23 protein-coding genes are annotated in these 23,642 nt (G+C 52.0%); 10 read left to right on the top strand and 13 right to left on the bottom strand.

Translation table 11 applies throughout. The features are described 5' to 3' along the window. Positions 1-45: 45 nt before the first annotated feature. The 8 genes from KGD89_RS19100 to speB form a co-directional block, all read right to left on the bottom strand. The gene (locus KGD89_RS19100; RefSeq protein WP_095067505.1) at positions 46-1,353 is read right to left on the bottom strand and encodes a type II toxin-antitoxin system HipA family toxin; all 1,308 of its coding nucleotides are present in this window, start codon (positions 1,351-1,353) and stop codon (positions 46-48) included. Further along, positions 1,350-1,739 carry a helix-turn-helix domain-containing protein gene (locus KGD89_RS19105; RefSeq protein ID WP_025261371.1) on the bottom strand — a complete coding sequence of 130 codons (390 nt, stop codon included), beginning with the start codon at positions 1,737-1,739 and terminating at the stop codon, positions 1,350-1,352. The genes KGD89_RS19100 and KGD89_RS19105 overlap by 4 nt, the downstream gene beginning before the upstream one ends. 403 nt (positions 1,740-2,142) lie before the next feature. Further along, the gene (locus tag KGD89_RS19110) at positions 2,143-3,744 is read right to left on the bottom strand and encodes a 5-guanidino-2-oxopentanoate decarboxylase (RefSeq protein ID WP_025261372.1); all 1,602 of its coding nucleotides are present in this window, start codon (positions 3,742-3,744) and stop codon (positions 2,143-2,145) included. Continuing rightward, entirely contained in the window at positions 3,741-5,258 is a 1,518-nt protein-coding gene (locus KGD89_RS19115; protein WP_025261373.1) for an amino acid ABC transporter permease/ATP-binding protein, read from the bottom strand. The genes KGD89_RS19110 and KGD89_RS19115 overlap by 4 nt, the downstream gene beginning before the upstream one ends. 169 nt (positions 5,259-5,427) lie before the next feature. Then, complete coding sequence (locus KGD89_RS19120) at positions 5,428-6,225, bottom strand: transporter substrate-binding domain-containing protein (protein WP_025261374.1); 798 nt, start codon at positions 6,223-6,225, stop codon at positions 5,428-5,430. Between the two features lie 32 nt (positions 6,226-6,257). Continuing rightward, entirely contained in the window at positions 6,258-7,295 is a 1,038-nt protein-coding gene (locus KGD89_RS19125; protein ID WP_025261375.1) for an isopenicillin N synthase family dioxygenase, read from the bottom strand. Beyond that, complete coding sequence (locus KGD89_RS19130; RefSeq protein WP_025261376.1) at positions 7,292-8,152, bottom strand: sugar phosphate isomerase/epimerase family protein; 861 nt, start codon at positions 8,150-8,152, stop codon at positions 7,292-7,294. The genes KGD89_RS19125 and KGD89_RS19130 overlap by 4 nt, the downstream gene beginning before the upstream one ends. Positions 8,153-8,328: 176 nt before the next feature. Then, a complete protein-coding gene (gene speB / locus KGD89_RS19135; RefSeq protein ID WP_025261377.1) occupies positions 8,329-9,288 on the bottom strand; it encodes an agmatinase in 960 nt (319 codons plus the stop codon). 193 nt (positions 9,289-9,481) lie between these two features. On the opposite strand from speB, the gene KGD89_RS19140 reads away from it, so the two are divergent. From KGD89_RS19140 to KGD89_RS19170, 7 genes are all read left to right on the top strand, one after another. Next, positions 9,482-10,372 (top strand): LysR family transcriptional regulator, encoded by an 891-nt coding sequence (locus KGD89_RS19140; RefSeq protein ID WP_025261378.1) that lies wholly within the window; start codon positions 9,482-9,484, stop codon positions 10,370-10,372. Positions 10,373-10,681: 309 nt separating this feature from the next. After that, positions 10,682-11,197: a PAAR domain-containing protein gene (locus KGD89_RS19145; protein ID WP_025261379.1), complete on the top strand. Its 516-nt coding sequence runs from the start codon at positions 10,682-10,684 to the stop codon at positions 11,195-11,197. Then, positions 11,194-11,895, top strand: a complete 702-nt coding sequence (locus KGD89_RS19150) for a VRR-NUC domain-containing protein (RefSeq protein ID WP_025261380.1) — start codon at positions 11,194-11,196, stop codon at positions 11,893-11,895. Before KGD89_RS19145 ends, KGD89_RS19150 begins: the two co-directional genes overlap by 4 nt. Before the next feature lie 15 nt (positions 11,896-11,910). Continuing rightward, positions 11,911-12,999, top strand: a complete 1,089-nt coding sequence (locus tag KGD89_RS19155; protein WP_025261381.1) for a DUF3396 domain-containing protein — start codon at positions 11,911-11,913, stop codon at positions 12,997-12,999. A 96-nt stretch (positions 13,000-13,095) separates the two neighbouring features. Further along, positions 13,096-13,383, top strand: a complete 288-nt coding sequence (locus KGD89_RS19160) for a hypothetical protein (RefSeq protein ID WP_025261382.1) — start codon at positions 13,096-13,098, stop codon at positions 13,381-13,383. 291 nt (positions 13,384-13,674) lie between these two features. Beyond that, positions 13,675-14,535, top strand: a complete 861-nt coding sequence (locus tag KGD89_RS19165; RefSeq protein ID WP_074568810.1) for a DUF5677 domain-containing protein — start codon at positions 13,675-13,677, stop codon at positions 14,533-14,535. A gap of 76 nt (positions 14,536-14,611) precedes the next feature. Beyond that, positions 14,612-15,529, top strand: a complete 918-nt coding sequence (locus tag KGD89_RS19170; RefSeq protein ID WP_081741952.1) for a DUF4238 domain-containing protein — start codon at positions 14,612-14,614, stop codon at positions 15,527-15,529. A 96-nt stretch (positions 15,530-15,625) separates the two neighbouring features. Here the strand turns inward: KGD89_RS19170 and KGD89_RS19175 are convergent, their stop codons facing one another. From KGD89_RS19175 to KGD89_RS19195, 5 genes are all read right to left on the bottom strand, one after another. Beyond that, positions 15,626-16,351, bottom strand: coding sequence for a hypothetical protein (locus tag KGD89_RS19175; protein WP_025261385.1), 726 nt, complete (start codon positions 16,349-16,351; stop codon positions 15,626-15,628). A 2-nt stretch (positions 16,352-16,353) separates the two neighbouring features. After that, on the bottom strand, positions 16,354-17,124 hold the full coding sequence (locus KGD89_RS19180; RefSeq protein WP_038399989.1) for an adenine nucleotide alpha hydrolase family protein: 771 nt from the start codon (positions 17,122-17,124) through the stop codon (positions 16,354-16,356). Continuing rightward, positions 17,121-19,103 carry a hypothetical protein gene (locus KGD89_RS19185; RefSeq protein ID WP_143008671.1) on the bottom strand — a complete coding sequence of 661 codons (1,983 nt, stop codon included), beginning with the start codon at positions 19,101-19,103 and terminating at the stop codon, positions 17,121-17,123. Before KGD89_RS19185 ends, KGD89_RS19180 begins: the two co-directional genes overlap by 4 nt. A 36-nt stretch (positions 19,104-19,139) precedes the next feature. After that, positions 19,140-19,361: a hypothetical protein gene (locus KGD89_RS19190; protein WP_025261387.1), complete on the bottom strand. Its 222-nt coding sequence runs from the start codon at positions 19,359-19,361 to the stop codon at positions 19,140-19,142. Between the two features lie 504 nt (positions 19,362-19,865). Next, positions 19,866-20,324 (bottom strand): very short patch repair endonuclease, encoded by a 459-nt coding sequence (locus tag KGD89_RS19195; protein ID WP_074568809.1) that lies wholly within the window; start codon positions 20,322-20,324, stop codon positions 19,866-19,868. Between KGD89_RS19195 and KGD89_RS19200 the strand changes: the two genes are divergently transcribed. The 3 genes from KGD89_RS19200 to KGD89_RS19210 all read left to right on the top strand — a co-directional run bounded on the left by KGD89_RS19200 (position 20,323) and on the right by KGD89_RS19210 (position 23,639). Then, a complete protein-coding gene (locus KGD89_RS19200) occupies positions 20,323-22,008 on the top strand; it encodes a DNA cytosine methyltransferase (protein WP_236250075.1) in 1,686 nt (561 codons plus the stop codon). The two genes, KGD89_RS19195 and KGD89_RS19200, sit on opposite strands and share 2 nt — an antisense overlap. 392 nt (positions 22,009-22,400) lie before the next feature. Beyond that, complete coding sequence (locus KGD89_RS19205; protein WP_025261389.1) at positions 22,401-22,973, top strand: BRO-N domain-containing protein; 573 nt, start codon at positions 22,401-22,403, stop codon at positions 22,971-22,973. 183 nt (positions 22,974-23,156) lie between these two features. Next, on the top strand, positions 23,157-23,639 hold the full coding sequence (locus KGD89_RS19210) for an Hcp family type VI secretion system effector (protein ID WP_025261390.1): 483 nt from the start codon (positions 23,157-23,159) through the stop codon (positions 23,637-23,639). Positions 23,640-23,642 lie beyond the last annotated feature (3 nt).

Raw genomic sequence — 23,642 nt, forward strand, 5'->3', positions numbered from 1 at the left:
TCCGCACCCCTCCCTGAATTTGATGTATGCCTTACCTGGCTGATATCAGGGCAGCTCTCCTACCAGATAACTGCGATGCGTTTTACCGATGCGCTCAATAGACGCTTGAGCGACCCCGGCTTGCGCCGCATACAAAGGCCATTGCATTACGGCATCGTGTACCTGCCGGATGACCTTACTAGCATCCATACCTCGAACCAGCCTTGCGACTGACAAAAGATCGTCGAGGGTGAAGGCATCGCGCTTCCCGTTAATGGTCATTTGGTGGGTTTCAACCCATTCGCTACCTGGCAGGTAAGACCATGAAACGTCATATGCAGGCGTCAGGTACCAGGTCCCGTCCGTATCCATCATGAAAGCGATGTTTTTTGTGTGATCATCCTGATTCCGAGCAATCACGTTAAAGACCATACGACGATAGAACTCTTCAGCCTCATCTCGCGAACATCCAAGCGTACGCAGCACAGTAAATGCTTCAGCATAGGAGTACTGGCCCGGCCTTCGAAAGTCCGCATGGTCCAGAGCGCACAAGGTTGCCATATGAATCTTCTCGCCTTGAGCCGTTCGATCAAAGCGCTTGGTCATGAAGTGCGCCCGACCACCTTCCTCAAGCAAGCGGCACTCAGTCATTGTTATACCAGCGGCCCTCGCCATGAGGTGATACGCAAACTCGATTCGTCCATAACCTTGACTGTCTGCCAGGACATTCGAGTTTTTGGCGACATCAAACTTCAGCAGCCAATATTCAAATCCTGCGGGTGCAGGCACCTGACCAGAGCGGATTTCAAGCTTGTCGTTTATCGCAATGATCGCCTTGGCCCGCGCACCGCCAGCACTTGTACCGATCTGAATCAGATTCTGCAGCGCAGCATCGTCAACCGAGGGATCCTTGGCGGTCAGCCGCTCGGCCAGAGACTCACGTCCGGAAAGGACCTCGCTGGCAATACGCACCAAAGCGTCAATCTGAATACTCTCGGCTTTATTTTGCTCACCAGCCAGTGCTGGCCGGTACTCAAGGGCACCCATCCCTCGTGAACCCTGGTATAGCAATCTTTCGACAGGGGTAAACGTCATCCTGCTGCGCCCTTGTTGCGCCAGCCACGCATCGATGAGTGCATTACCAAAGTCATCCGGAAGTGAATCGGCCAGTACTGAAGGCAGCCCCTTGAAGGTGTCACGGTTCAGACTCTGGAAAATATAGGTGTAGCCAGCACGCAGAGGCATATGGATAGGGGATATCTCAAGCCCTGTGCCTACGAACTCAGGAGCGTATTCGAATTCGCCAATCTGGGCTTCAGCGTTCCAGTTCAAAGCGCCAACATAGACGTCCCAGAGGTATATTCTTGCGATCACCAGCCAAGGTCCTTCTTCACGTCCGGATTGCCGATGAGCTTCGGCTTATCAATTGTTGTTTTACGCAGGGCAGCCGTCGGCTTTTCAGCTTTGGAGTAAGCCGCCCTCATCCGCTGTTTTCCCTGCATCTTTGCCATCTGGATCGGACTCGCCCGGACCTCAGCAATCATTGACGACAGGCGATCAAGCTCACCCAGCGCCCGAAGTACGGCGATCACATTCACCAGAGTCCCCTTACCGGAAGCGATTTTCCGATAGGTTTCTCGCGAGATGCCCGCTTCGTGCGCAACCACGTCCTGATGGATATTGCGCTTGAGTCGTATGGCTTCGATACGCTCGCCAATGACAGCCGCGATTGCATCATCGGTCATGGAAATGGTTTGCATAGTGCTCTCATTCCTATGCGCAAAGCGTTAAATATATGTTTTTTGCCCAGAATTTTAGGCGTTGTGAATTGATATTAGGAGGAATCCATAAAAATGCATAGCGCCTTTATTTCTAGGCACAAATACCAAATAACGACTATAACGCCTATAAATCTATGCATTAAACACCGCAAACCCGAGACAGCAGGATTTACGATACCGACGCCCTGAAAGCTTGGGGATGAGTGACTGATTCACCTTTGAATACTCACCAGTCGTGGTGAGTGAAAGATTGCCCAACAGCTTCTCGCCGTCGAGAAAGCGGTGTGTCAGGCGAAGTGAGGCTGAAAATGTGTTGCCTGTCACTGGGTCGTCGCGGCCAAGGCCCCTCCCACAAGTGACAGTTATGACTTAACTGATCAGCTCACGGCACAAACGGTGGCGCCTCGTTGATTTCGATGATCAGCGGGCGGTCATTCGGGGCTTGACGTAGCAGGGTTTTCAGGTGGGCATGGTCGCGGGCGCGTTCGGCGGCGCAGCCGAAACCTCGGGCCAGCGTGATGAAGTCCGGGGTGTAGATGTCCACGCCCAGCGGCGTGATGTCCCGGCGTTCCATGTAGCGCTTGATCTCGCCATATCCCTGGTTGTTCCACAACAGCACGATGATCGCGATTCCCGCTTCCACGGCGCTGGCCAGTTCCGGCAGGGTGAACTGGATGCCGCCATCCCCCATCAAGCTGATGACTGTTCGTTCAGGCTCTGCCAGTTTGGCGCCCATAGCCGCAGGCAGGCCGTAGCCCAGCGTGCCGTAGCCGGTGGACGCGTTGAACCAGCGGCGCGGGCTGTCCAGTTCGACCAGATGATTGCCGCTGTAAACGGTCTGGGTCGAATCCCCGACAAAACGCGCATCGGGCAACACTTCCAGCACGCACTCGAACAGTCGCCGGTAATGCGCCCAGCCGCTGAAGTCTTCGCTCAATTGTTCGCGAACCGCTGCCGCACGTTTCGCCCCAGGGCTGTCGGCGCTTGCCGCACGAACGGGCAACTCGGCCAACAAGGCGCGCATCGCCTGACGGGCATCGCTGAGGATGGCCAGGCTCGGCGTGTGGTTGCGGGTCAGTTGTTCGGCGTCGATATCGATACGGATCAACTCGCCGCCAATCCGGAAATTACCGTCGAACACCACGTCGTAATCGGTTTCGCCCAATTCAGTGCCAATCGCCAATACCACATCAGCCTCCAGCGCCAGTTGCCGCACCGGCAACAGCGATTGGTTGCTGCCCAGCAATAACGGATGATCCCCCGGCAACAGGCCTTTGGCATTGATGGTCAGGGCCGTGGGTGCGTCGAGACGTGCAGCCAGCTCACGGGCCTCGTCCATGGCCGCAACGCAACCGCCGCCCAGCAGCAAGAGCGGGCGCTTGGCAGCGCGCAAGCGTTCTGCCGCTTCATGAATGGCCGCCAGATCCGGCGACGGACGAGCGATGACCTGACGAGGCAGCAGCGCCAAGTGGTCGGCAGGCGCGGTGATGATATCCAGCGGCAACTCGATGTGTACCGGTCTCGGGCGCTGGCTGTCGAACACTGCAAAAGCACGGAGCAGCACCGCAGGCAGTTCATCAACGCTCATCAGGGTATGACTGAAAGCACTGACCCCGGCGACCATCGCACGCTGGTTCGGCAGTTCATGCAGATAACCGTTGCCCTGCCCCAGCCGCGCCCGCTCGTTGACACTGGATATCACCAGCATCGGAATCGAGTCGGCGTAGGCCTGGCCCATGGCGGTGAGGATATTGGTTATTCCTGGCCCGGTGATGATGAAACAGACACCCGGCTTGCCGCTGACCCGCGCATAGCCGTCCGCCATGAAGCCCGCGCCCTGTTCATGACGCGGCGTGACATGGCGAATGCCGCTGCCCGGCAGGCCGCGATACAGCTCGATGGTGTGTACGCCAGGAATGCCGAACACGGTATCGACACCCCAGGCCTGCAATTGCTTTACGAGGAATTCACCACAGGTACTCATGCAGTCACCTCCTGCTCCAGACCAATGAAGCGGCGCACCCGTGGATCACCTTCACTGCGGATCGATGCAGGCGAAGCGTCGGTCACCACATGGCCGTTTTCCATGAACACGATACGGTCGGAAATCGACAGTGCAAAATCCATTTCATGGGTGACGATCAACATGGTCATGCCCTCCCCGGCCAGACCACGAATCACATTGAGTACCTCACCCACCAGTTCCGGGTCCAGCGCCGAGGTGGGTTCGTCGAACAGCATGATGTCCGGCTCCATGGCCAGAGCACGGGCAATCGCCACCCGTTGTTGCTGACCGCCAGACAACTGATGCGGGTATTTGTCGGCATGAGCCAGCAGCCCGACCCGATCCAGCAGTGCATGTCCCTTGCGGCGCAACTCGGCGGAATTGGCCAGCCCGTGATAACGCGGCGCGAGGATGACGTTGTCGAGGATCGTGCGATGCGGGAACAGGTTGAAGTTCTGGAACACCATGCCAATGCGCCGGATGCCCTGGCGGATGACCGGTGCATCGTCACGCTTGCCAGCCTTGATGAAGTCATTGCCGAACAGCACGATCTCGCCACGATCAATGCTTTCCAGGCTGTTGATGGTGCGGATCAGCGACGTCTTGCCCGAGCCGGACGGGCCGATGATGGAAATCACCTCACCGGGTTTGACCGCAAGGTCGATGCCCTTGAGGACTTCGTGATTGCCATAGCGCTTGTGAATGTCGCGCAACAACAAGGCATCGGGTTGTCCGGGCAACGGCTCGTTACGTTTCTTGCCGACACTCGCCGGTTGGCGCAGGGCCTGAGCCTGGGTGTCATCGAGGGTCCGGGCGTTCTTGCGGGACAGGTCCAGATGGCGCTCGGCCCATTGCAGCAGCCAGCCGAACAGCGTGACGATCAGCACGTAATAAATGGCCACGGCCGCCAGGGTTTCCAGCACCAGGAAGTTCTGTGCATAGAGACGCTGGCCGACCAGCAACAACTCGCTCAGGGAAATCACCGACACCAGCGAAGTGAGTTTGACGATGGTCACGTATTCGTTGGTCAGCGTCGGCAAGGAAATACGAATGGCCTGGGGAATGATCACCAGCCGCTGCGCGCCAACCCCGCGAATGCCCAGCGCCTTGGCGGCTTCACGCTGGCCCTTGAGCACCGACAGCAAGCCGCCGCGATGGATCTCGGCCATATAGGCGGTTTCGGTCAGCACCAAGGCGATAAGCCCGGAATAGAACGGCTGCGACAGCACGCTGCCGGTCACGGGAAACAGTTGCGGCAGGTTGTAGACGAACACCAGCAGCACCAGTAACGGGATGCTGCGAAACAGCCAGATATACAGACTCGCCGGCATGCGCAGCCAGGCATGAACGGACAGTTTGGCGCTGGCCAGCAGAAAGCCCAGCACCAGACCGATAAACCAGGACAGAGTGCTCAACTGAACCACGGTAAGGCAGGCTTTCCAGAAGGCGGAGACAGAAAACAGCGAGAAGAAATAGGCCCAATCGAATGCCATGATGACCTCGGTGAATCAGGTGAATACAAAGGCTCTGGAGCCATCGACGCAGAACGGGAGTGGGAGGCAGCTTGCTGGCGACTGCCGCTGAAGTCGCCAGCAAGCTGCCTCCCACAGGGCCAGTGAAGCCGACATATCGATGTCGTCTGGCCCGTTAGAAACAGGCGTGTTACGCCGGATCCAGGTTGTACTTCTTGAGCAACTGGGTGTACTCGTCGCTCTTCTTGTAGGTTTCAACCGCGCTGCGCATTTTTTCCAGCAGCTCGGTGTTGCCCTTCTTCACATAGACGCCCAAGGTCTGGGCATACAGTGACTTCTGCGAGCTGATGACGATGCGGCCACGGGCCTTGTCGATGATCATCTGCGCAGCGGCGGAGATTTCCAGATGGGCCTGGATGTTGCCGGACATCAGCGCCTGGGACGCCTCGGCCGTGGTCGGGAATTCGCTGATCAGGATCTCGCCCTTGTTCTGCTTGGCGCAGTAATCGCTGGACACCGCCTTGAGCTGGTTGATCCAGTTGGTACCCTGCTGCAGACCGACTTTCAGGCCGCACAAGTCCTCAGGCTGCTGCGGTTTGGCGGTGCTGTCGCTGCGCACCATGATCGCTGCGCCCACCTGCGCGTAAGGAATGGCTTCCGCCTGCTTGGTGCGCTCCTCGGTGATGTACATGCCCGAAATGATGGTGTCGAAGCGGTTGGCATTCAGGCCCAGAATCAGGTTCGGGAAGCGTGTGTCGACGAACTCGACCTTCAGGCCACCGATCTGCTTGGACAGGGCGGCGGACACTTCCGGGTCGAAACCCACAACCTTGTCGCCGTCGTAGGACTCGAACGGCGGATAGGAGATTTCCATACCGACCTTGAGCGTGCCCGGCGTGGCAGTCGGTGCCGCCTGGGCGCTGCCCGCGAACAACAGAGACAGGCCGAGCACAGAAGTGGCAAGGCGCGAAAGCGTGGAGTTTTGCATAGTCGTCATTCCAGGTTGAGGGAAAAGGCAGATCACAAAGTCACGCTCTGGTTTTTCAGATGCCCGAAGCTTGAAGGCTTTCTGGCGCGTTCCGGCAAGGCAATCTGCCCACTGGCCACGCGCTGGCGAAGGTATTGATACGTCTGCAAGGCCTGGGCCCACATGTGCTCGCCAATGGCGATGGGCTCGTAATTCTGTTCAGCCGCCGCGAACTGCGGCAACGGTTTGATAAGGGTGTGGTAGTCGCAGGCATAAAACAGCGGGAACGAATAGCGCTCCTGCCTGACCTTGCGCACTCGATGGGCCGTGGCGACAAAAGCACCGGCGGTCATCACTTCCAGCATGTCGCCGATGTTCACCACAAAGGCATCGCCCAACGGTGGTGCGTCGATCCACTCGCCCTGCTCGTTCATCACCTCCAGGCCCGGCTGATCAGCCTTGAGAATGGTGAAACACTCGTAATCGGTGTGCGCGCCAATGCCCGGAGCATCCTGCGCTTCGCCGTCGTAGGGGTAATGGATCAGGCGCAGCTTCGAGGGCGGGAAACAGGCCATGTCATCAAAGGCATGCTCATCCAGCCCAAGGGCCAGGGCAAAGCCGCGAAACAACTGATGCCCCAACGCGAACACGGCCTTGTAATACGCCTGCACCGACGCCTGAAAACCCGGCAGGCTCGGCCAGTCATTGGGCCCCAGCAGCGGCGTACCGGCGAGCACCAGCGGGTTGTCGGCGGGGACTTCAAAACCGATGTCGAACGCTTCCTTGTGATCCGGCTTGCCGGTGCCATACACCTCCTCGCCTTCAGGCACGAAACCCTTGTGGCTCTGGGACGTACCGATGTAATGACGCATCTTGGCGTCCAGCGGCTGGGCGAAATACTGCTCGGCGGCGCGGTGCAGGTTGTCGACCAACTCGGGGGCGATGCCATGGCCGGTGATGTATAGAAAACCCACATGCCGGGCCGCTTCGCCAAGGGCCTGAGCCACGGCCTGGCGGTCCTCCAGGCGTTCGCTGAACAGGCCGTGAATATCGACCACGGGAATCCGGGTGAAAGCAGAACGTTCACTCATGGCTGCTGGTTCTCTGGGCGGTTGGAAAAGGCATTGAAGTGGTCGCGCTCGGTGCGGCCCATCCAGGCATTGAGGCCCCACAGATCGGCCACCGGCACATCGGTGAAAGGCAGGTGATGCAGATAACCATCGGGGCCGAACTCGGGCGTCAGGGTGGTCCCGGTAAAACCGCGGGCCAGTTGCGAACGCCAGATCGCTTCCCAATGCTGCTGATGAAACGCCAGCGCCGCAGCGTATTCCGGAGCCGCCGGGTGCGGCACCTGCGGCCCCTGGTCGTAACCCACCCGCGCCTGAATGTGATGCACACGCTCGACAAAGGCACTCAAATCATCGGCCGGGTCGTCCAGCAGCCGCTCGCAGGTCACCACCCAATGGCTGATGTCGCTGGTGAAACGCAGGTCCGGCACTTGCTCGATCAGTTGCAGAGTCAGCCAAGGATTGAACAGCGAACGCGCCCGATGCGTTTCAAAACTGCACATCAAACCGCTGCGCGCCGCAATCTCCAGCGCCTCGCCAAAGAAGTCCACCTGCTGCGCCAGCGGCCAGCGGTCGTTACCGGCCAGCACATTGACAAAGCGCGGCTCAAGCTCGGCGGCCAGCTGCAACTTGTGCCTGAAATCCGCCAGATGCTCAGCCGGGGTAGCCGACTGCAACGGCAGCACCGGCGTGGAAGTGAACAGAATCGCGATATAGGGCACCCGGTTGTCACGCAAGAACGCCGCGAACGCCGCACGCTCGGCCTGCTGCTCAGGGATACGCGCCTCGAAGCCATCGAAACCGGCGACATGCGCCTCATCCAGCGCCTGCTGCCAGGTGCCGCAATAACCCCACAAGGTACGAAAGATTTCCAGCTTCATGGGCTGCTCCAGCGCCTGTCACGATTGGTCAGTAGAGTTAATGCCGATCAGCTGAGGTACACACAAACTTGTGGGAGGCAGCTTGCTGGCGAAAAGGCCTCAAAACCTGCAGATATGCTGCGTCTGTACGCTAAAGTCGCCAGCAAGCTGCCTCCCACAAAGTCATTCATGGGGCTTTATCGACGCACCACACCCGGCAACACACACAGCATTTCGTACAACAGGTTGGCCCCCAGCAACGAGGTATTGCCGGTGGTGTCATAAGGCGGCGACACCTCCACCAGATCACAGCCGATCAGATCCAGCCCCTGACAGCCGCGAATGATCTCCAGCGCCTGAATCGTGGTCAGCCCACCGACCTCCGGCGTGCCGGTGCCCGGAGCCCAGGCCGGATCGATGCCATCGATATCGAACGACAGATACACCGGCCCGCCACCGACTTTCTCGCGCACCTCGGCCATCAGCGGCGTCAGCGACTGGTGCCAGCACTCCTCAGCCTGCACCACACGAAAACCCTGCTTGCGGCTCCAGTTGAAATCCTCGGCGGTGTAACCCTGAGCGCGCAGGCCGATCTGCACCACGCGGTCGCTGTCCAGCAAGCCTTCTTCCTGAGCGCGGCGAAACGTGGTGCCGTGGGCGATCTTCTCGCCGAACATGTGATCGTTGACGTCGGCATGGGCATCGATATGCACCAGCCCGACCTTGCCATGCTTCTTGTGAATGGCCCGCAGGATCGGCAGCGTCAGGGTGTGGTCGCCGCCCAGGGTCAGCGGGACGATGCCGTGCCCCAGAATCCGGTCGTAGGCCTCTTCGATGATCCGCACCGCATCCAGCAGATTGAACGTATTGATTGCCACATCGCCAATGTCCGCCACGTTCAACGAGTCGAACGGCGCTGCGCCCGTGGCCATGTTGTAAGGACGGATCATCACCGACTCGGCCCGAATCTCTCGCGGCCCGAAACGAGTACCCGAGCGCAACGACGTCCCGATATCCAGCGGAATACCCACAAACGCGGCATCCAGACGCTCCAGCTCTTCGGGGGCCTGCACATGGGGCAAACGCATCATCGTGGCGATACCACCGAAACGGGGCATCTCATTGCCGCCCAGGGGCTGGTGGAAAGTCTTGTCCACGGGAGGCCTCACCTTGTTCTCATTGAAAGTAAGGCCATTCTGGAGAGCCGCGATAACCAGACACATCGCTGCCAGCAAATAATTAGTTCAGAGATTTCTAAACTATCGCCAGATACACTGCCACCTCGTACCAGCCCGACCAATCCCTGTGGGAGACAGCTTGCTGGCGACAGCCATATTCACAGGAGCGCCCATGTCCTCAGCCCTGCCCGACCTCAAACTGCTGCGCATCTTCGCCAGCGTGGTACGCCATCAGGGCTTTGCCGCCGCACAACAGGAACTCAACCTCTCCACCTCCGCCATCAGCACCTACATGAGCCAGCTCGAAACCCAGCTCGGCCTCGTACTCTGCCACCGAGGCCGCGGCGGCTTCAGCCTCACCAGCAAAGGCGAACTCTTCCACCAGGAAACCCTGCGCCTGCTGGCTGAACTCGAAGGCTTCGAGCGCTACAGCGCCGCCCTCAAAGGCGAACTGCGCGGCACCCTCAACCTCGGCGTGCTCGACAACACCGTCAGCGACCCGGCCCTGCCACTGGCCGACGTCATCGGCGCCTACAGCAAAGAACACCCCGCCGTACACCTGCACCTCTCGGTACTCAGCCCCGCGCAACTGCAACTGGGCTTACAGGAAAACCGCATCGACCTCGCCATCGGCGCCTTCTCCATCCGCATGAACGGCCTCATGTACCAAGGCCTGTACCGCGAACAGCACTGGCTGTATTGCAGCGACCGCCACGAACTCTTCGACCAGCGCCGCATCCCCGCCGAAGTCATCACCCAACAACGCATGGTCGGCCGCGGCTACTGGAGCCAGGCCGAACTCGCCCGCCACGGCTTCAAACACAGCGCCGCGACGGTCGAATCCATGGAAGCGCAACTGATACTCGTACTGTCCGGGGCCTACATCGGCTACTTGCCGGAACACTACGCGCAATTCTGGGTGGATCAGAAACGGCTGAAAGTGCTGCTGCCAACTACGTTCGGCTATCAGGCCCCGTTTTCACTGGCGTTGAGACGCGGGAGATCGAAGGAGCCACTGATAAAGAGCTTTCGGGATCGGTTGAAAGGATGCTTCGAGGAATAGGTGTGAACAGTAGCCTTCACGCAGCACTTGAGAACGAATGCGCACCCGTGGGAGGGGGCTTGCCCGCGACAGCGCAAAGAAGCCATCCAAATAAATTCAATATCTTACGACCAACCCGTAGGAGCGCGCTTGCCCGCGAAAACTGAAGTTCAGTCAACGAATTCCTCGCTCAAAATAATGCAGTGGCAAGTACACCGGGATTGATCTGCGCTCGATGCCAGTCAAACCGCAAGGCCCAGACCCGCTTCGTTTTCACAGAAGTTCTGATAAAGTCCCCCATTGCTAAAGTCTGCTGACATGGAGTCACATATGGCAAAGCCTGCCGCACGCATAAGCGATCCGATCAGTTGCCCAATGCCAGGGCATGGGGCCAAAGCAATATCCTCTGGATCACCTGACGTATTCTTCGATGGGCTCGCAGCAGCCCGACAAGGCGATACCTGTACGTGTGGCAGCGCCTTGGCTTCAGCTGTATCCGCTACCGTATTTATCAATGGTAAAAACGCTGCACTCGTCGGCACGACCGGCGCGCATGGGGACGTCGTGATCGGCGGGTCCGGGACAGTGATAATTGGTGATACACATACACCTGCGCCGTTTATCCCCATCACACCCTTGAACATCAACAAAGCCCCGTATTCCGGACGCTTCCTGCTTATAGACCAAGCAACCGGCAAACCCGTTGCCGGGCGCAAGGTCAAGGTATGGTCCAGTGATGGCTGGAGTGCCATCAGCATGACCGATGCACAAGGCATGACATCGTGGGTCAACCACGATACCCCTGCATCCATTCACATCGATCTGGTGCAGGAAGACGAAGCATGAGCGATCAGCCCGGCATATCTCAGGGCGGCATGAGCCCTGAAGGCAAGACCAACCCGGTCGGTATTCTGAAACCTAGCCTCGACCCACAAGACAAAAAAATCCTGTGCTCGGCGATCTGCTACTGCAGCAGCACGCCCAACATCAGTCAGGATGGCAAAAACCTTAAACAGGCCTGCGTGGCTCAGCGTTTGGGAGAGCTGGACGAGCTTCTTCATAAACGCAGCCCATATAAGCCCGAGGTCAGCTACGACATGACCAAGAACCCACCACAACCTATCCTGGACAGCCAGACCGGACACAACCCACATGGCTGGATACCCGGCTGGATCGAAAAGTATTGGAATGACGACCCGGAACACCCGCCCTTCAAACCTGGCCGCGGCATGATTCGCCGGCCCGACGTGGTGATCGTCAAGGATGCAGGCAAGCCGCCCACGCAGGACAATATAAAGCAGGTGGTGGAAATGAAGTTCCCACCAGATCCCCCAAATAGTAGGCAGACAAATGCCTACCAGAAGATCGCCGGTGATCCGAACAAGGTCGTCGAAATGAAATCTACCGACTGCGACTGTAATCAGGAAGAACAGAAGTCCGAGGTGCCAGTTGAACAATTAGGATGGGCCGCGAGCGTCGCAAGTGCAGTGGTATATATCCTGAGCCGTGGTCGCACCCCTCGACCAACAATCCCCGCCTATTGATTCGGAGAAGACTTCATGAAACCAGAATTCAACATGGCTGAGGAACTTGCAAAGCAACCGCAACTACTTGAAATGCCCGGCAACCTGCTGATGAAAGGTGGCCCTGAAAACTATGTAGGTGCCGTACTTTGCCTGCGCGGCACACTCTATTTCAAGGGAGCCCATACGCCTTTGGTACGCGAGGCGGTGTGCCAATGTTTCGATGAGTTCAAGCATATTGCCGAGCCCCATCTCACCTGGCTATGGCGCGAAGAACCGCCAGAGGGAAAACCGCTAACGCCATACAGTAAAGCCAAACCCCTGCGCGAAATGCTGGCGGCCATGGACGAGGATTATCCTCTGAGCTTTTACTACACGAGCGGCAAGCAACCTGACGATGCCAGTGCCTGGTACTTCGAGTTTTTTGGCCAGCCTGCCTGGGAAGCCAAAATGGGAGACGACCTGAGCGTTCTGGAGTTCTCCGTTCCCCTGCTGTATCAGGAGCAGAACCCGCTCAAGTTTCTGCAACTGTTTATCGACTTCTCGAAACGCCTGAATCCAATACAGGGCTACGCAGGCCATGCCTATAACCTCTCGATAACCAAACGGGATGACAACCAACCCACAGAAGCCTCCATGGCCACACGCATGCCCGGACTGGATGTAGGCACTGCGGCGCTCTTGGCTAATCGCCCGCAATTCAAAGCCAGCAAGATCAAAACGGTCAGTTGGCTGACACTGCTTGATAAAGAACGGCTGGAGTTGGCAGGCGGACTGGAAGCATTGCGCACGCAACTACCACCGAGCCACTTCGCCCTCTACCGTTGCGAGGAAGCCTTGCTGATACAAGCCGGAGCCTATCCATACCTGAGCGGTGATGCCGAAGACCCGAAACCGGCAACGTATGTACTGCTGAATCATGCACTCAAAGGCATTCGCTATGAAACTGTAGGCTCCCTGCACGGCGGCTCGCATGATGGTGAATTGCGCCTGGTTGGCTGGTCGGCTGATCAATGGCTCAAGCGTCTGGATGTGGATGAGAGTGAATTGCCTGTGTGGCGTGCCAGATTGCTTGGCAATGAGCCGGGGCTGGATGGATCGAATACTTTATCGGAGCGTTTGTAGGGCAATTGTCATGATGTACTTATCGATGGACAGTATTCATCCATGGTTTGCAGGTCATTGCCAGCTAACGCCTCCGCGAGCTCTGGCTGCGTAATGATGAAAAAACTGATTGTCGTAGCAGCCTTGGCTGTGCTGGTTGTGCTGTATGTCGGGTATTACGAAGCACTTGAGGATGGGGATATTGAAACGGTTGTTTTTATCAAGAAGCATCCAACGTTTCAGGTAAAGTTTTACAATATTCATGCGAATGATGGGGAGGTTAGGAGGGTTGAGCGGCTTAGTGATGAGGAGCGGGAGCTGATTATTGATTACTGTTGGTATCGGTTGGGGATCAATACGGGATTGAAAGAGCAGGATGATATTGAAGCGTGCAGGGCAAAATAGCCCATGTCTTAGGGTTTTACCGAACAACCTATCTTTTATGCACTGGAGTAGGATATAAGCGTGGCAATGGCGGACAACTATCTTACCCAACTAAATTGGCGTTTAGCGTCCCCGCCAAAAAAACTCAAATCAGTTGATGAGCGAGCTCATTAATGATAAAACCCCATGTGCGAATTTTAAAAACTTACGAGACACCGAAATCAAATTATTTTCCTGAAAACTATAAAAGTCACACCCAACAAAATAGCCATACACTTCAGCGCTTTCAATAAGCAAACCAAGGGCAATCACATGTACAGCGACGAACTAATTACCGAACAAAGACTCCTATCAGAAAAAGCCTTATTCTTACTAAGGGACCTATTACCCCTAATGACACCGGTAGCAAAGTATGAGCACTGGACAAAAGAAGAGCAACAAACATTAGGAATGTTATTAACAGCATCCGCACGCTCTTCGGAAAGCACACTTCTACTGGCATCTTATGGACAACTTTGGGATGCTGAACTGACCTTGAGGTCTGTATGTGAAGCCTCCATAAAGTTTTGTTATATAGTTCAAAACCATGAAAATTTTAAAAGTCGGCACACAGAATATAGCAATGAGCAATTTTGGGCAGGTCTATTGAAAGATGAGAGAAAGATCAAAGACTTATTGGAGGTTTTAGACAACCCAAACGACCAACACTGGAAGCCTCTTACTGACAGGTTATTCACCGAGACAGAAAGAGAAGAAATAAAATCAAAATTTGACTACAAAAATCAGCGCGCCTTAGATGGGCGCTGGGGTTTTACAGGAATGATACGTGAATTCCAAAAAAACAGTGACCCCATTCTTAAAAACCTAATAGGTTTAGCGCATAGCTACTCCGTAGCAAGTCATATTCAGCACGCAGACTATCAAGGAGTATCCATTCCGATGGATCGCGACGCTCGAAGCGTTGAGAGAAAAATATCTGCTCATTCAGTGCATTTAAATCGATTAATATCAGACACACTACACTTATTCATAATACGATTGATCGGTGGCTATAGATTCATCAAACACCCACCGACTGATATAATCTATGCTCAGGAAAAAATCTCGAAACTTTTCAAATCATTCGGAAACACTTATGATAATTGGATCAACATTGAATATCAAAAAAACTGAAAACCTATTAATACAATCATTTAACAACCATTAACTCAATTTTAACCAGAACCTTTTTCACAACACGACCCTACAAATGAAAAAACAACCACCAAGAAATCATCATTTTGTCCCGCAGCACTTTTTGAAAGCTTGGCAGTCTTCCGAGGGGAGAATCATTCGATACAGAGAAATTCCTTCAACCGGAGTCTTTGAAGTTAAAGAGGTGGCGATCAAACATACAGCCTCAGTTGACGACCTCTATCGCATAGATTTTCCAGACGGTGGATTCGAGATTGAGTCAACTATTGTGACCCCCCTAATTGACGAGTCTGGATATAAAATTCTCGAAAAAGCACGAGCGGAGAGAATAGCATTATGGGATAAATCTGATAGACAAAAGCTTGCTAATTACCTGACATGTCTTGAAGCTAGGCATCCAGAAATTCTAGAAACGATGAATATCAAAGATGATTTGGAGAAGCTACGCTCCCAAATGAAGGCTACTAAAGCTGGGACTCACAAAGCTATTGATGATGTGATTGACTATTTCAAGAAAACGAAATCACTAGGCGGGTATATATTCGGACTATTAGCACAAAATGAGATCCAGCCACTTTTCCAACAAGCATTCTCGGACGGCCTGCTAGCTTCTGAAATGCAAGAGCATGAATGCAATATGGGAGATTTGATTTGTACGGATTATCCGACTTCACGCTGGGGACACTATTTAAGCAAACCACTTTTCGTTATAGCCATCAGCCCTAATAAAGCCTTGGTCTATTCGAGTAGTCCCATAGGCTTCGGAGAGCTTACACAACCGATTAGAACTCAGCTCATTAATTTATACTCACTGGCCAAAGCCAAAACTGCGTATTTTTCAGACTCTTCAAAATCAGACTTCATCTCAAAACACTTAGGCTGGTCGAAAAAGTTAAAAACACTAGATGAACAAAAGCGCTACATAATCGATTTTTTAACCCCCCTCCTACAAGCAGCCGAATATAGGAAGTAAATCTTCTGAAACCGCACCAAAAACCAAATTCAAGGACATTGAACTTGGTTTTTATAAATCTAAAAAACCATACAGAAAATACAAACCACTAGACAATCAAACAAACCTCTTGAAATCATTTGGTAACATTTCAGCAAGAGCATCCCAACTCAAATCCTCAATATCGTAAGTAAGCCTTAACTGATCAAGAACCGTAGAAAGTCGCCGAGCAGCACCTTCTCCTTTACCTCCACTACCTTTTTTCAATATCCCTTTTTGCTCCTCAAAATAAAGCTTAGTCACAAGAGTCATAATACCTGGACTGAGAACAATCCACTTTCTAGACATCATCTGTTCAAACACCTCACCTGTTTTATTGACAGGAATTGAAAGTACTGCTTGGAGACACTGGGGATTCTCTCGGTGAGAGCGGTAAACCAACCACAAAGGAGCCATTTTATGCCTATATACTTTTCTCCAATTACCATACTCATAGACCCATAGAGCATCTTCACCGAAACTCCCTTTAGTCGTAACAAACCTATCAGCAAACTGGATTGCCATCCAACTCCAAAAACCTTGGTCATTCTCCAAGGCTTTTTCGTCTAAACCAGAGGTCTTGATGGCCTTATCCAGAGCCTTTGCGAGAGAGAGCTTTGTATTGAACGCACCTGGACCAAAAATCTCTGCTGGAATCAAACTACCTGCTGGCTGGGTGAAGGTAGGACTGTCCAGAAGGCCTGGTGTTACTTTCCCGTTGAACGCTTTCCTAGCTTCACCTAACCAAACTCTTGCTTGGTCAATTCCCTCGGGCTTGAAGGATCGCATCTGTAACATTTCCATGTTTAACCCTCTTGAGTAATAAAACTAGCAAGTTGATGTCGCAATTTTTTTTCTCGACAAAAACCAGTGACAGCCTTTTGTGCCCAATTATCTATATCGCGATGATCTAGGTTGTCAGGAAGTGGGCAGCCTGCCCATTTCACTCCCAAAGACAGCCATCTATCAGAACTACAATCAGAGTATCCATCATCATCCCCACCTACACCTTCTTGATCATGAACCAAAGAAACTAAAATAGTTCTAATTACCCCAGGAAGAAGAGCAGATAGAACCGGACTCGATTTTATTTCCTGTTTAGTTCCAAGATTGATATCAAGAACAAGGGTAGGATTTTCCTCCATATCCTCCAACTCCCAAATCCCGCCCTGAAGATCGCGCATTACAATAGGAAGGAGTGAGCGTTGAGGAGTCTGATCCCCCATATCATCATTGGCACTTACACTCTCCGCGCTAGCCAATAAACGACGAGTTTCTGGTTCAACGACAAGTACTCGAAATGACAGTCCCTCTTGATCACCGAGAGAAGAAATATCAAACTCCGAGAACGCGCCATCAGCTGTTAACGCCTTACCAGCCAAGCCCCAACTGTGCCTGACGCGTAATACACGGCCGCGAGCAGCCTCAATCATGACTTGGGCATCTGCAGGAATTCTATAATTTGTAAGATTGAGAAATACGCGACATGTTAGCTGACTCTCACTAGCCACCACAAAAATCTGAAGATGCTCTCTAAGGATTTTAGCCCGGCCGGTGAAATTGAAACGACGACTCATATATCTATCTCCTCATCATCTCCCGATATCTGCTCAACAGCAACAGAGCCTACCTTCATAATCAAATCACGATTCAGGTCAGCGGGACAAAAAACCATTTCAAAGCTTGGGTCAGACACATGAACAATCAGAGTCCCGTACCCACCAGACTTTATTGTGGCATGCTTATTTATAGCCACTTGAAAATTACTTTTTTCATCAACTCCATTTTTAGCTGCTTTCAAAAGATCAAAATCAAATTTTGAGTGAGCTTTAAATGGATTCCTACCATGAAGATCGTAAGCTGCCGAGAGAGTAAGTATATAGCCTTTATCAGTAACGAAACCGTCAGGATTTCCCGCAAGTCGAATCTCACCCTTAGACTGTCGAAGTGTCCAACAGCGCGGAGCCGGCGTAGGAATATTTAAAAGGCCTACGTTATCCGTTTGAGATAAAATCTCTTTTTCTTTTCTACGTAAACCGTGACCTGCCCCTTGCAAATCTTGAAGAGAACCGCCATCAAACGGAAGCGGAAGTAGAGCCGCCAAAAGGTTATAGTCAGACTTCCCCTCTTGGACAAAAAGCTTTTCTAGCAATTTTAAAGCACTATCACGGACAAAAGGAATTAATTTATTGCTCAGACTATATTTTTGCTCTTGAAATTTATCCCTAGTATATTTCCAATCAGTATGAGCAGGACACTCAGAGCGTCGCAAAGCATCAGAAACTACACTATTAGAAGCATGGATCAATACAACACAATCAGGAGTACGTTTTCGGGTAGGCTGATTTGGGATAATCAGACCATCGCGAACATATACAGGATAGTGACGGCCAGATTTTCTTTTAACTAATACATCAAAGACTCCAGTATCAGCTATTCCTAAAGCAGGTTTAATCACTATCGGCACTCGAAAGTGCAAAATCCGGCCTTGTTCAAGAGCAGATTCAATATCTTGAGGTGGTAATGCTGTTTTATAGCTACCCCAATCATAGCATACATCATTTTCATTTAACTCTTTGACGACATCAACAACTAAAGGTTCTATTTTATCTAGCCGTAAAAGATTTCCTGCAAGTTGAACAGTGTCTTGAAATTGATCATCTTCAGATGCTAGAAGCTTTAAATCAGCAAAGCTACGAGCATCAAACCTTTGGCAAGCACCGGTTTCATGATCTCTCAACTCTATGACTAACTGCCCTCCCAAGATAGGAATGAAATACTCCCTAGCAATCACAGACCTAAGCCGCTCAAACGTCAAATATTTTTCATAGATCCACGGTATTACTAAACCCAAACCTGGCTCATCCATGCGAACTAAGCAGAAGTCATCAATCAGCCGAGAAGTGGTTTCATCATCCGTATAAGGAACCTGTAAACCTTCCTGATCACGGCTGAACCAACCATCCGGTGTATATCGAACGCCATCAACCTCGTGATGCCGGAGGATTGTCTGCCCCATTAAATGCATGCCCGGTCCAGAGGCTCGACGTGTAATTGCAAAAAATGATCGCACTCTACTGGAGCGCGGAATCACTATCTTACCTACCCCCCAACTACCTCGGTCACCCTCTTTTTTGTTTGAGACACCTTCCGCCCGAAAGAAATGGTAAAAATTTCCTCCCTCTACAGGATCAAACGAGTCGATCTTCCCTTCAAGTCCCTTGGTACCGAAGTCCTCAATAGTCAAATAAGCACAGTTCTCCTTCTCCCAATTTGGCAAGCTGGAAAACCGAATTTCCTTCGCAGAGAAATGAGCCTGGACATCCTCTGGGAACCAATAACTCGTACGCTCCGCAGAAAGCTTGCCCAAAGAAAAAACCACCTTGGCAGGCGCCCCATTGGCACGAGCATCCAAAGAGTTTTGTATGGTTTCCCGAACAAGAGCGTGATCAATGCCGTCAATGGATTGGTCTTGGAAAAACTCATCCTGCATAGGATCCCGTGCCTTAGCCCCTGTGGGTAAAGGTAAAAAACTCCACTTTGGTTGTCCGGCCATACTGCCTCCTCCCCGAAAAAAATCTGTTGAATGCTTCTAAAGCTTGAAATCGCCTGAGGATGCGCCCTCTGAGTCGGTGAAGCGCGATTTGGCTTGGTCCAATTCTTTCTGCAATGCCTTGAACATTTTTTTCACATCATCATCAGCAAAGCTATAGGCATTACGATTGGAAAGGTTTCCGATCAATCGAATGTCATTTAGCGCTCTGTTCACTCTTTGCTCAGCAAGGCGGACAAATTTTTCTCTTTTATCACTCATAATTCACGATCCAAACCTACAAAATTCAACAACATTTCCTACATATTTACGAAATGTTTAAGATCAGTCAAGCTTTAGCCATCACTATGCAATCATTTTTCTGCCTGGGAAGGGGCACGCTCTATGCATGTAAAATGTGAAGTTGGCTGAACGTACAGCCCATATCGGTTGCTTGGATACTTGTATTTCAGATCAAAATTATTTACTTAAACCATTGTTTTATATGAATTTTTCATAAAAAACCTCAGCGTTTGGTTTAGAAACGTCACAATTACAGCGGAGGTAGAGGGTTCGCATAGACAGACCGAGGGTCTACGAACTGGACGAAGATTTTTTTACGATGAGGCTTCAAGCTAAAAGCACAATAAAATTGCCTGACGAATCAAGATAGAATCTGAGCTCAGACATTGTTCTCATTCAACCCTTTTTTTGAGCTCTTTTTCTCAACAGGCTCACATACCTTACGGTCTAAAGCTCAATCGGGTTTGCGAAAGGCGCCCCCCATCAAATATTGGCTACAACAGGAAAGGCGGGCCATGAGAGAAATTTTTGATTACAATCACGCACAGCTTCAAAAATCCAGTTCATATCTGCCTCTGGCCCACGGATTCCGCATTCCCAAAGCTCAAAAACACGCCACCCCTTCAGTAGCAGCTCGTTTCTGTTCCTGGTATCGCGCATCACGTTCTGGTCAAATTTCAATCGCCAGAACTCTTCGCGAGTCTTAGGGCTTGTGGCATATCTACAACCAGGATGCCTGTGCCAAAAGCAGCCATGAACAAAGATGCAAACCCGATAGCGTGAAAGGACCAGATCAGGCCTTCCAGGAAGATCTTTTCTGTGAAGGCGGTATCTGAAGCCGTGACGATGCAGCAGACGCCGGACCTTCATTTCTGGCGAAGTGTTACTGCTGCGGATGCCCGCCATCATGCGAGACCTGACTTCCTGACTGACTATGTCCATGACCCAAGACCAGATGACATTCCTACAAGAGGATAGACCTGTTGATCCTACAGGTGAACTGAACCTCCCCATACAAGTGGTGGACCTCTTCGCTGGGCCGGGAGGACTCGGAGAAGGATTCACTTCATTTGGCGATGGCCAACGATTCGAGATAGTCGTTTCAGCCGAAAAAGACGTGGAGGCTTGGAAAACCCTCCGGTTGCGTGCTTTTTATCGTCTACTGAAAAAGTACAAATCAAGCCATTTGTCTGAATATTACGACTTTTGCAACAATGACTCATCTTTAGAATCTTTTTCGCCATCTAAAGAGACAGAGGAACTTTGGAAAGAGGCGGCAAAAGAAGCTCAATGTATAACCTTGGGAAGCGAAGATGGTAATCGCACTCTTGACAACGCTATCGATCGCAAATTAGATGAAAAACGCCCTTGGGTTCTTATTGGCGGACCTCCATGTCAAGCTTATTCACTGGCTGGTCGCTCACGCAACCAAGGGAATGTGAATTACAAGGCTGAAGAGGATCATCGCCATTTTCTTTACAAAGAATACTTGCGGATCATCCGAGAGCGTCAGCCTACAATTTTTGTTATGGAGAATGTGAAAGGTATTCTTTCTTCTAAAGTTAATAATGAACGAATTTTTTCCAACATCCTGAAAGATCTTTCAAACCCTCATCAAGCCTTACATGAGGGTGGCACTGGTAAGCGCTATCATATCTACTCTCTTGTAACTGGAGCTCACTTTGCGCCAGGAGACGATGTGGATCAGATTGATCCACGATCATTTATCATAAAAGCTGAGAAGTATGGAATTCCACAAGCTAGGCATAGAGTGATTTTGCTTGGAATTTCCGAGGACTCTATTCCAACAGAAACAACACAGGTTGTACTTTCCCCCGACCAACTAAGCGTATCTGTCGGCCAAGTCATAAAAAATCTTCCTAGGCTTCGTAGCGGCCTGACAAAAATGCCTGATAGCCAAGAAAACTGGGCCAATATTGTGCGGGAGCAAGCAAGATTTTTGCGTAACAAGATTGACCTTACTAATATAGAAATGTGGAAATTATTTGGACAAATCCAAAACAGCCTTGCTGTCCCACTTGGATTTGGTGGAGTGAGAGTAAAAAGAAACAGTAATAGTGATGGCTCCACGGGTAGCGAGCTATTAGATAATTGGTATCAAGATAAAAATCTTCTCTGCTGGCTAAATCACGAAACGCGTGGACACATGCCATTGGATTTGCGTAGGTATTTATATGCAGCAATCTATGCAAAAATCCACAATGCGTCACCAAAAGGCCATAAAGACTTCAATATTGATGGGCTGGCCCCAAACCACAAAAACTGGAAAAGCGGCGATTTCAGTGATCGGTTCCGTGTACAACTAGAAAATGCACCTGCAACAACGATAACAAGTCACATTTCAAAAGATGGACATTATTTTATTCACTATGATCCAACTCAATGTCGCAGCCTCTCCGTTCGAGAGGCCGCACGAATCCAAACTTTCCCAGACAACTACTTTTTTCAAGGTAGCCGGACTGCACAATTCCACCAAGTAGGAAACGCAGTCCCCCCACTTTTGGCGTCTAAAATTGCCCAAGTCGTTTTTCGACTTCTTTTCGATAAAGTTAAATCCATCGATGACATAAATGAAAAAATGGTTCAACCTGCTGATTGCCTGTGACTGAGACCTAGCCAAAAGCCCATATCTAATCGTCTCCGATTTCTTTTTAAGCAATATTGCTGAAATTGACATCAGGAGGCGATCACCGAGCTACCTTACCGACCAGCATCTACATTTCCAGAAACGTCCTACAACATTGAGCCTTGCTGCATCTTCCATCCCCTCCTAACCTATCGCCGCGCCTAAGAAACGCTAACCACACAGCGGCTGGACCGCTCCCGAGATATGCGGTTTTTTGTACCTGCGGCCAGCGGCTGCGCGTCTGAAAAATGTGTGATGTCGGGAGTGGACTAATAGAAGACCCGAAAGGGGAATACGTCCGGCCCTCTGTGTGGGGTTTCTTAACTCCCGGCGCCTTGCCCTAAGAAAGCTGAATCACACAAGGTATGAAAATGATGAATATGCAGAGCACGCAAGAATCCCGAAGGCAACCGTTACCCGAGCCGTTCACCCCCACCACCTTCCTCCGCTACAACCGCCAACTCCGCGCCCTCCTCCTTGAAACCCAGGCCTGGTTCTCTGCCCGTGACCTGAGCAAGCTCATTGCCTGGCCGCTCAACGAGCGCACCACGAGCAAGCTTGATGCGGACCAGCGCCGTACGCTCTGGCTGGAAACTCATGGGCGTACTGAGGAGGCGTTGATGATCAGTGAGTCGGGGCTATATGCGTTGCTGGTTCATCACTATCACCCCGAGCATCGCAGTTTGCGGCACTGGATTACCAATGAGGTGGTCGCGGCGTTGCGGGATGCGCAGGAGCCACCAGTGGAGAGCATGCCGAATCTGAGCCTGCTGCAATGGCCGGGGTTATCGTTGAGCATGTTGCATTGGCAGAACGAACCGTGGATCCGGTTGCGGGATGTACCGCAGGTGTTGCCATGGCCTGGGCAGGGACTTGAGGAGCAACAAAGCCGGTCGAATGGAACCTGGTTCCAGGGAGCGGCGAGGTTTTTCCAAGGAACGTGATGAGGCAACGCAGAGGGAGTTGATTGCGGGGCTACTCTGGCCCGTTCATTTCACAGATGAGCGGACCACCGCCCTCCTCGCGGCACCTTATATCCATGGATGAACTCAATCTCGGAATAGTCCTACATACTCATTAAAGTCTCGCCCATAAACTGATCAGCCATTTATCAGGATGATTTTTATATGGCTCATCACGGTTACATGACTATCAAGGGTGATACTCAAGGCCTCATGTCAGAAGGTTGCTCCGACGAGAAATCCATTGGTAATAAATGCCAGGAGGGGCATCTGAATGAAATCATGGTGCTGTCCTTTGCTCATCAAATGAGTAATGTCGGAAACATCAAGCACGCTACCCATCGTCCGATTATTATCGTCAAGAACGTTGATAAGTCTTCGCCTTTGCTGGCTCAGGCTCTGGCCAATCGTGAGCCTGTAGATTGCATGATCGATTTCTACCGCACATCGCCCAAGGTCCCTCAAGAGAAGTTTTATAGTATTGAAATAAAAGGTGGGCTTATTTCCGAGTTAATGCTGGATATACCGCACGCCATCTTGCAGAACGGTGCAGAAGCTCAAGAGCATATATCCATCCGTTACAGCGAAATCATCTGGACTCACCACTCGGCCCGAACACGCGGACACGCTTTCTGGGGCGGGGAATGAACC

The sequence above is a fragment of the Pseudomonas cichorii genome, assembly GCF_018343775.1.
Classification (GTDB): domain Bacteria; phylum Pseudomonadota; class Gammaproteobacteria; order Pseudomonadales; family Pseudomonadaceae; genus Aquipseudomonas; species Aquipseudomonas cichorii.

Excerpts from the sequence above, each read along its gene's own strand:
- KGD89_RS19160 (WP_025261382.1), top strand. The coding sequence starts at position 13,096 with ATGAAAAAACTGATTGTCGTAGCAGCCTTGGCTGTGCTGGTTGTGCTG.
- KGD89_RS19205 (WP_025261389.1), top strand. The coding sequence starts at position 22,401 with ATGATGAATATGCAGAGCACGCAAGAATCCCGAAGGCAACCGTTACCC.
- KGD89_RS19150 (WP_025261380.1), top strand. The coding sequence starts at position 11,194 with ATGAGCGATCAGCCCGGCATATCTCAGGGCGGCATGAGCCCTGAAGGC.
- KGD89_RS19155 (WP_025261381.1), top strand. The coding sequence starts at position 11,911 with ATGAAACCAGAATTCAACATGGCTGAGGAACTTGCAAAGCAACCGCAA.
- KGD89_RS19210 (WP_025261390.1), top strand. The coding sequence starts at position 23,157 with ATGGCTCATCACGGTTACATGACTATCAAGGGTGATACTCAAGGCCTC.
- KGD89_RS19125 (WP_025261375.1), bottom strand. The coding sequence starts at position 7,295 with ATGAGTGAACGTTCTGCTTTCACCCGGATTCCCGTGGTCGATATTCAC.
- KGD89_RS19195 (WP_074568809.1), bottom strand. The coding sequence starts at position 20,324 with ATGGACATAGTCAGTCAGGAAGTCAGGTCTCGCATGATGGCGGGCATC.
- KGD89_RS19115 (WP_025261373.1), bottom strand. The coding sequence starts at position 5,258 with ATGGCATTCGATTGGGCCTATTTCTTCTCGCTGTTTTCTGTCTCCGCC.
- KGD89_RS19165 (WP_074568810.1), top strand. The coding sequence starts at position 13,675 with ATGTACAGCGACGAACTAATTACCGAACAAAGACTCCTATCAGAAAAA.
- KGD89_RS19200 (WP_236250075.1), top strand. The coding sequence starts at position 20,323 with ATGACCCAAGACCAGATGACATTCCTACAAGAGGATAGACCTGTTGAT.
- KGD89_RS19190 (WP_025261387.1), bottom strand. The coding sequence starts at position 19,361 with ATGAGTGATAAAAGAGAAAAATTTGTCCGCCTTGCTGAGCAAAGAGTG.
- KGD89_RS19185 (WP_143008671.1), bottom strand. The coding sequence starts at position 19,103 with ATGGCCGGACAACCAAAGTGGAGTTTTTTACCTTTACCCACAGGGGCT.
- KGD89_RS19180 (WP_038399989.1), bottom strand. The coding sequence starts at position 17,124 with ATGAGTCGTCGTTTCAATTTCACCGGCCGGGCTAAAATCCTTAGAGAG.
- KGD89_RS19140 (WP_025261378.1), top strand. The coding sequence starts at position 9,482 with ATGTCCTCAGCCCTGCCCGACCTCAAACTGCTGCGCATCTTCGCCAGC.
- KGD89_RS19145 (WP_025261379.1), top strand. The coding sequence starts at position 10,682 with ATGGCAAAGCCTGCCGCACGCATAAGCGATCCGATCAGTTGCCCAATG.
- KGD89_RS19170 (WP_081741952.1), top strand. The coding sequence starts at position 14,612 with ATGAAAAAACAACCACCAAGAAATCATCATTTTGTCCCGCAGCACTTT.
- KGD89_RS19105 (WP_025261371.1), bottom strand. The coding sequence starts at position 1,739 with ATGCAAACCATTTCCATGACCGATGATGCAATCGCGGCTGTCATTGGC.
- KGD89_RS19130 (WP_025261376.1), bottom strand. The coding sequence starts at position 8,152 with ATGAAGCTGGAAATCTTTCGTACCTTGTGGGGTTATTGCGGCACCTGG.
- KGD89_RS19175 (WP_025261385.1), bottom strand. The coding sequence starts at position 16,351 with ATGGAAATGTTACAGATGCGATCCTTCAAGCCCGAGGGAATTGACCAA.
- KGD89_RS19120 (WP_025261374.1), bottom strand. The coding sequence starts at position 6,225 with ATGCAAAACTCCACGCTTTCGCGCCTTGCCACTTCTGTGCTCGGCCTG.
- KGD89_RS19110 (WP_025261372.1), bottom strand. The coding sequence starts at position 3,744 with ATGAGTACCTGTGGTGAATTCCTCGTAAAGCAATTGCAGGCCTGGGGT.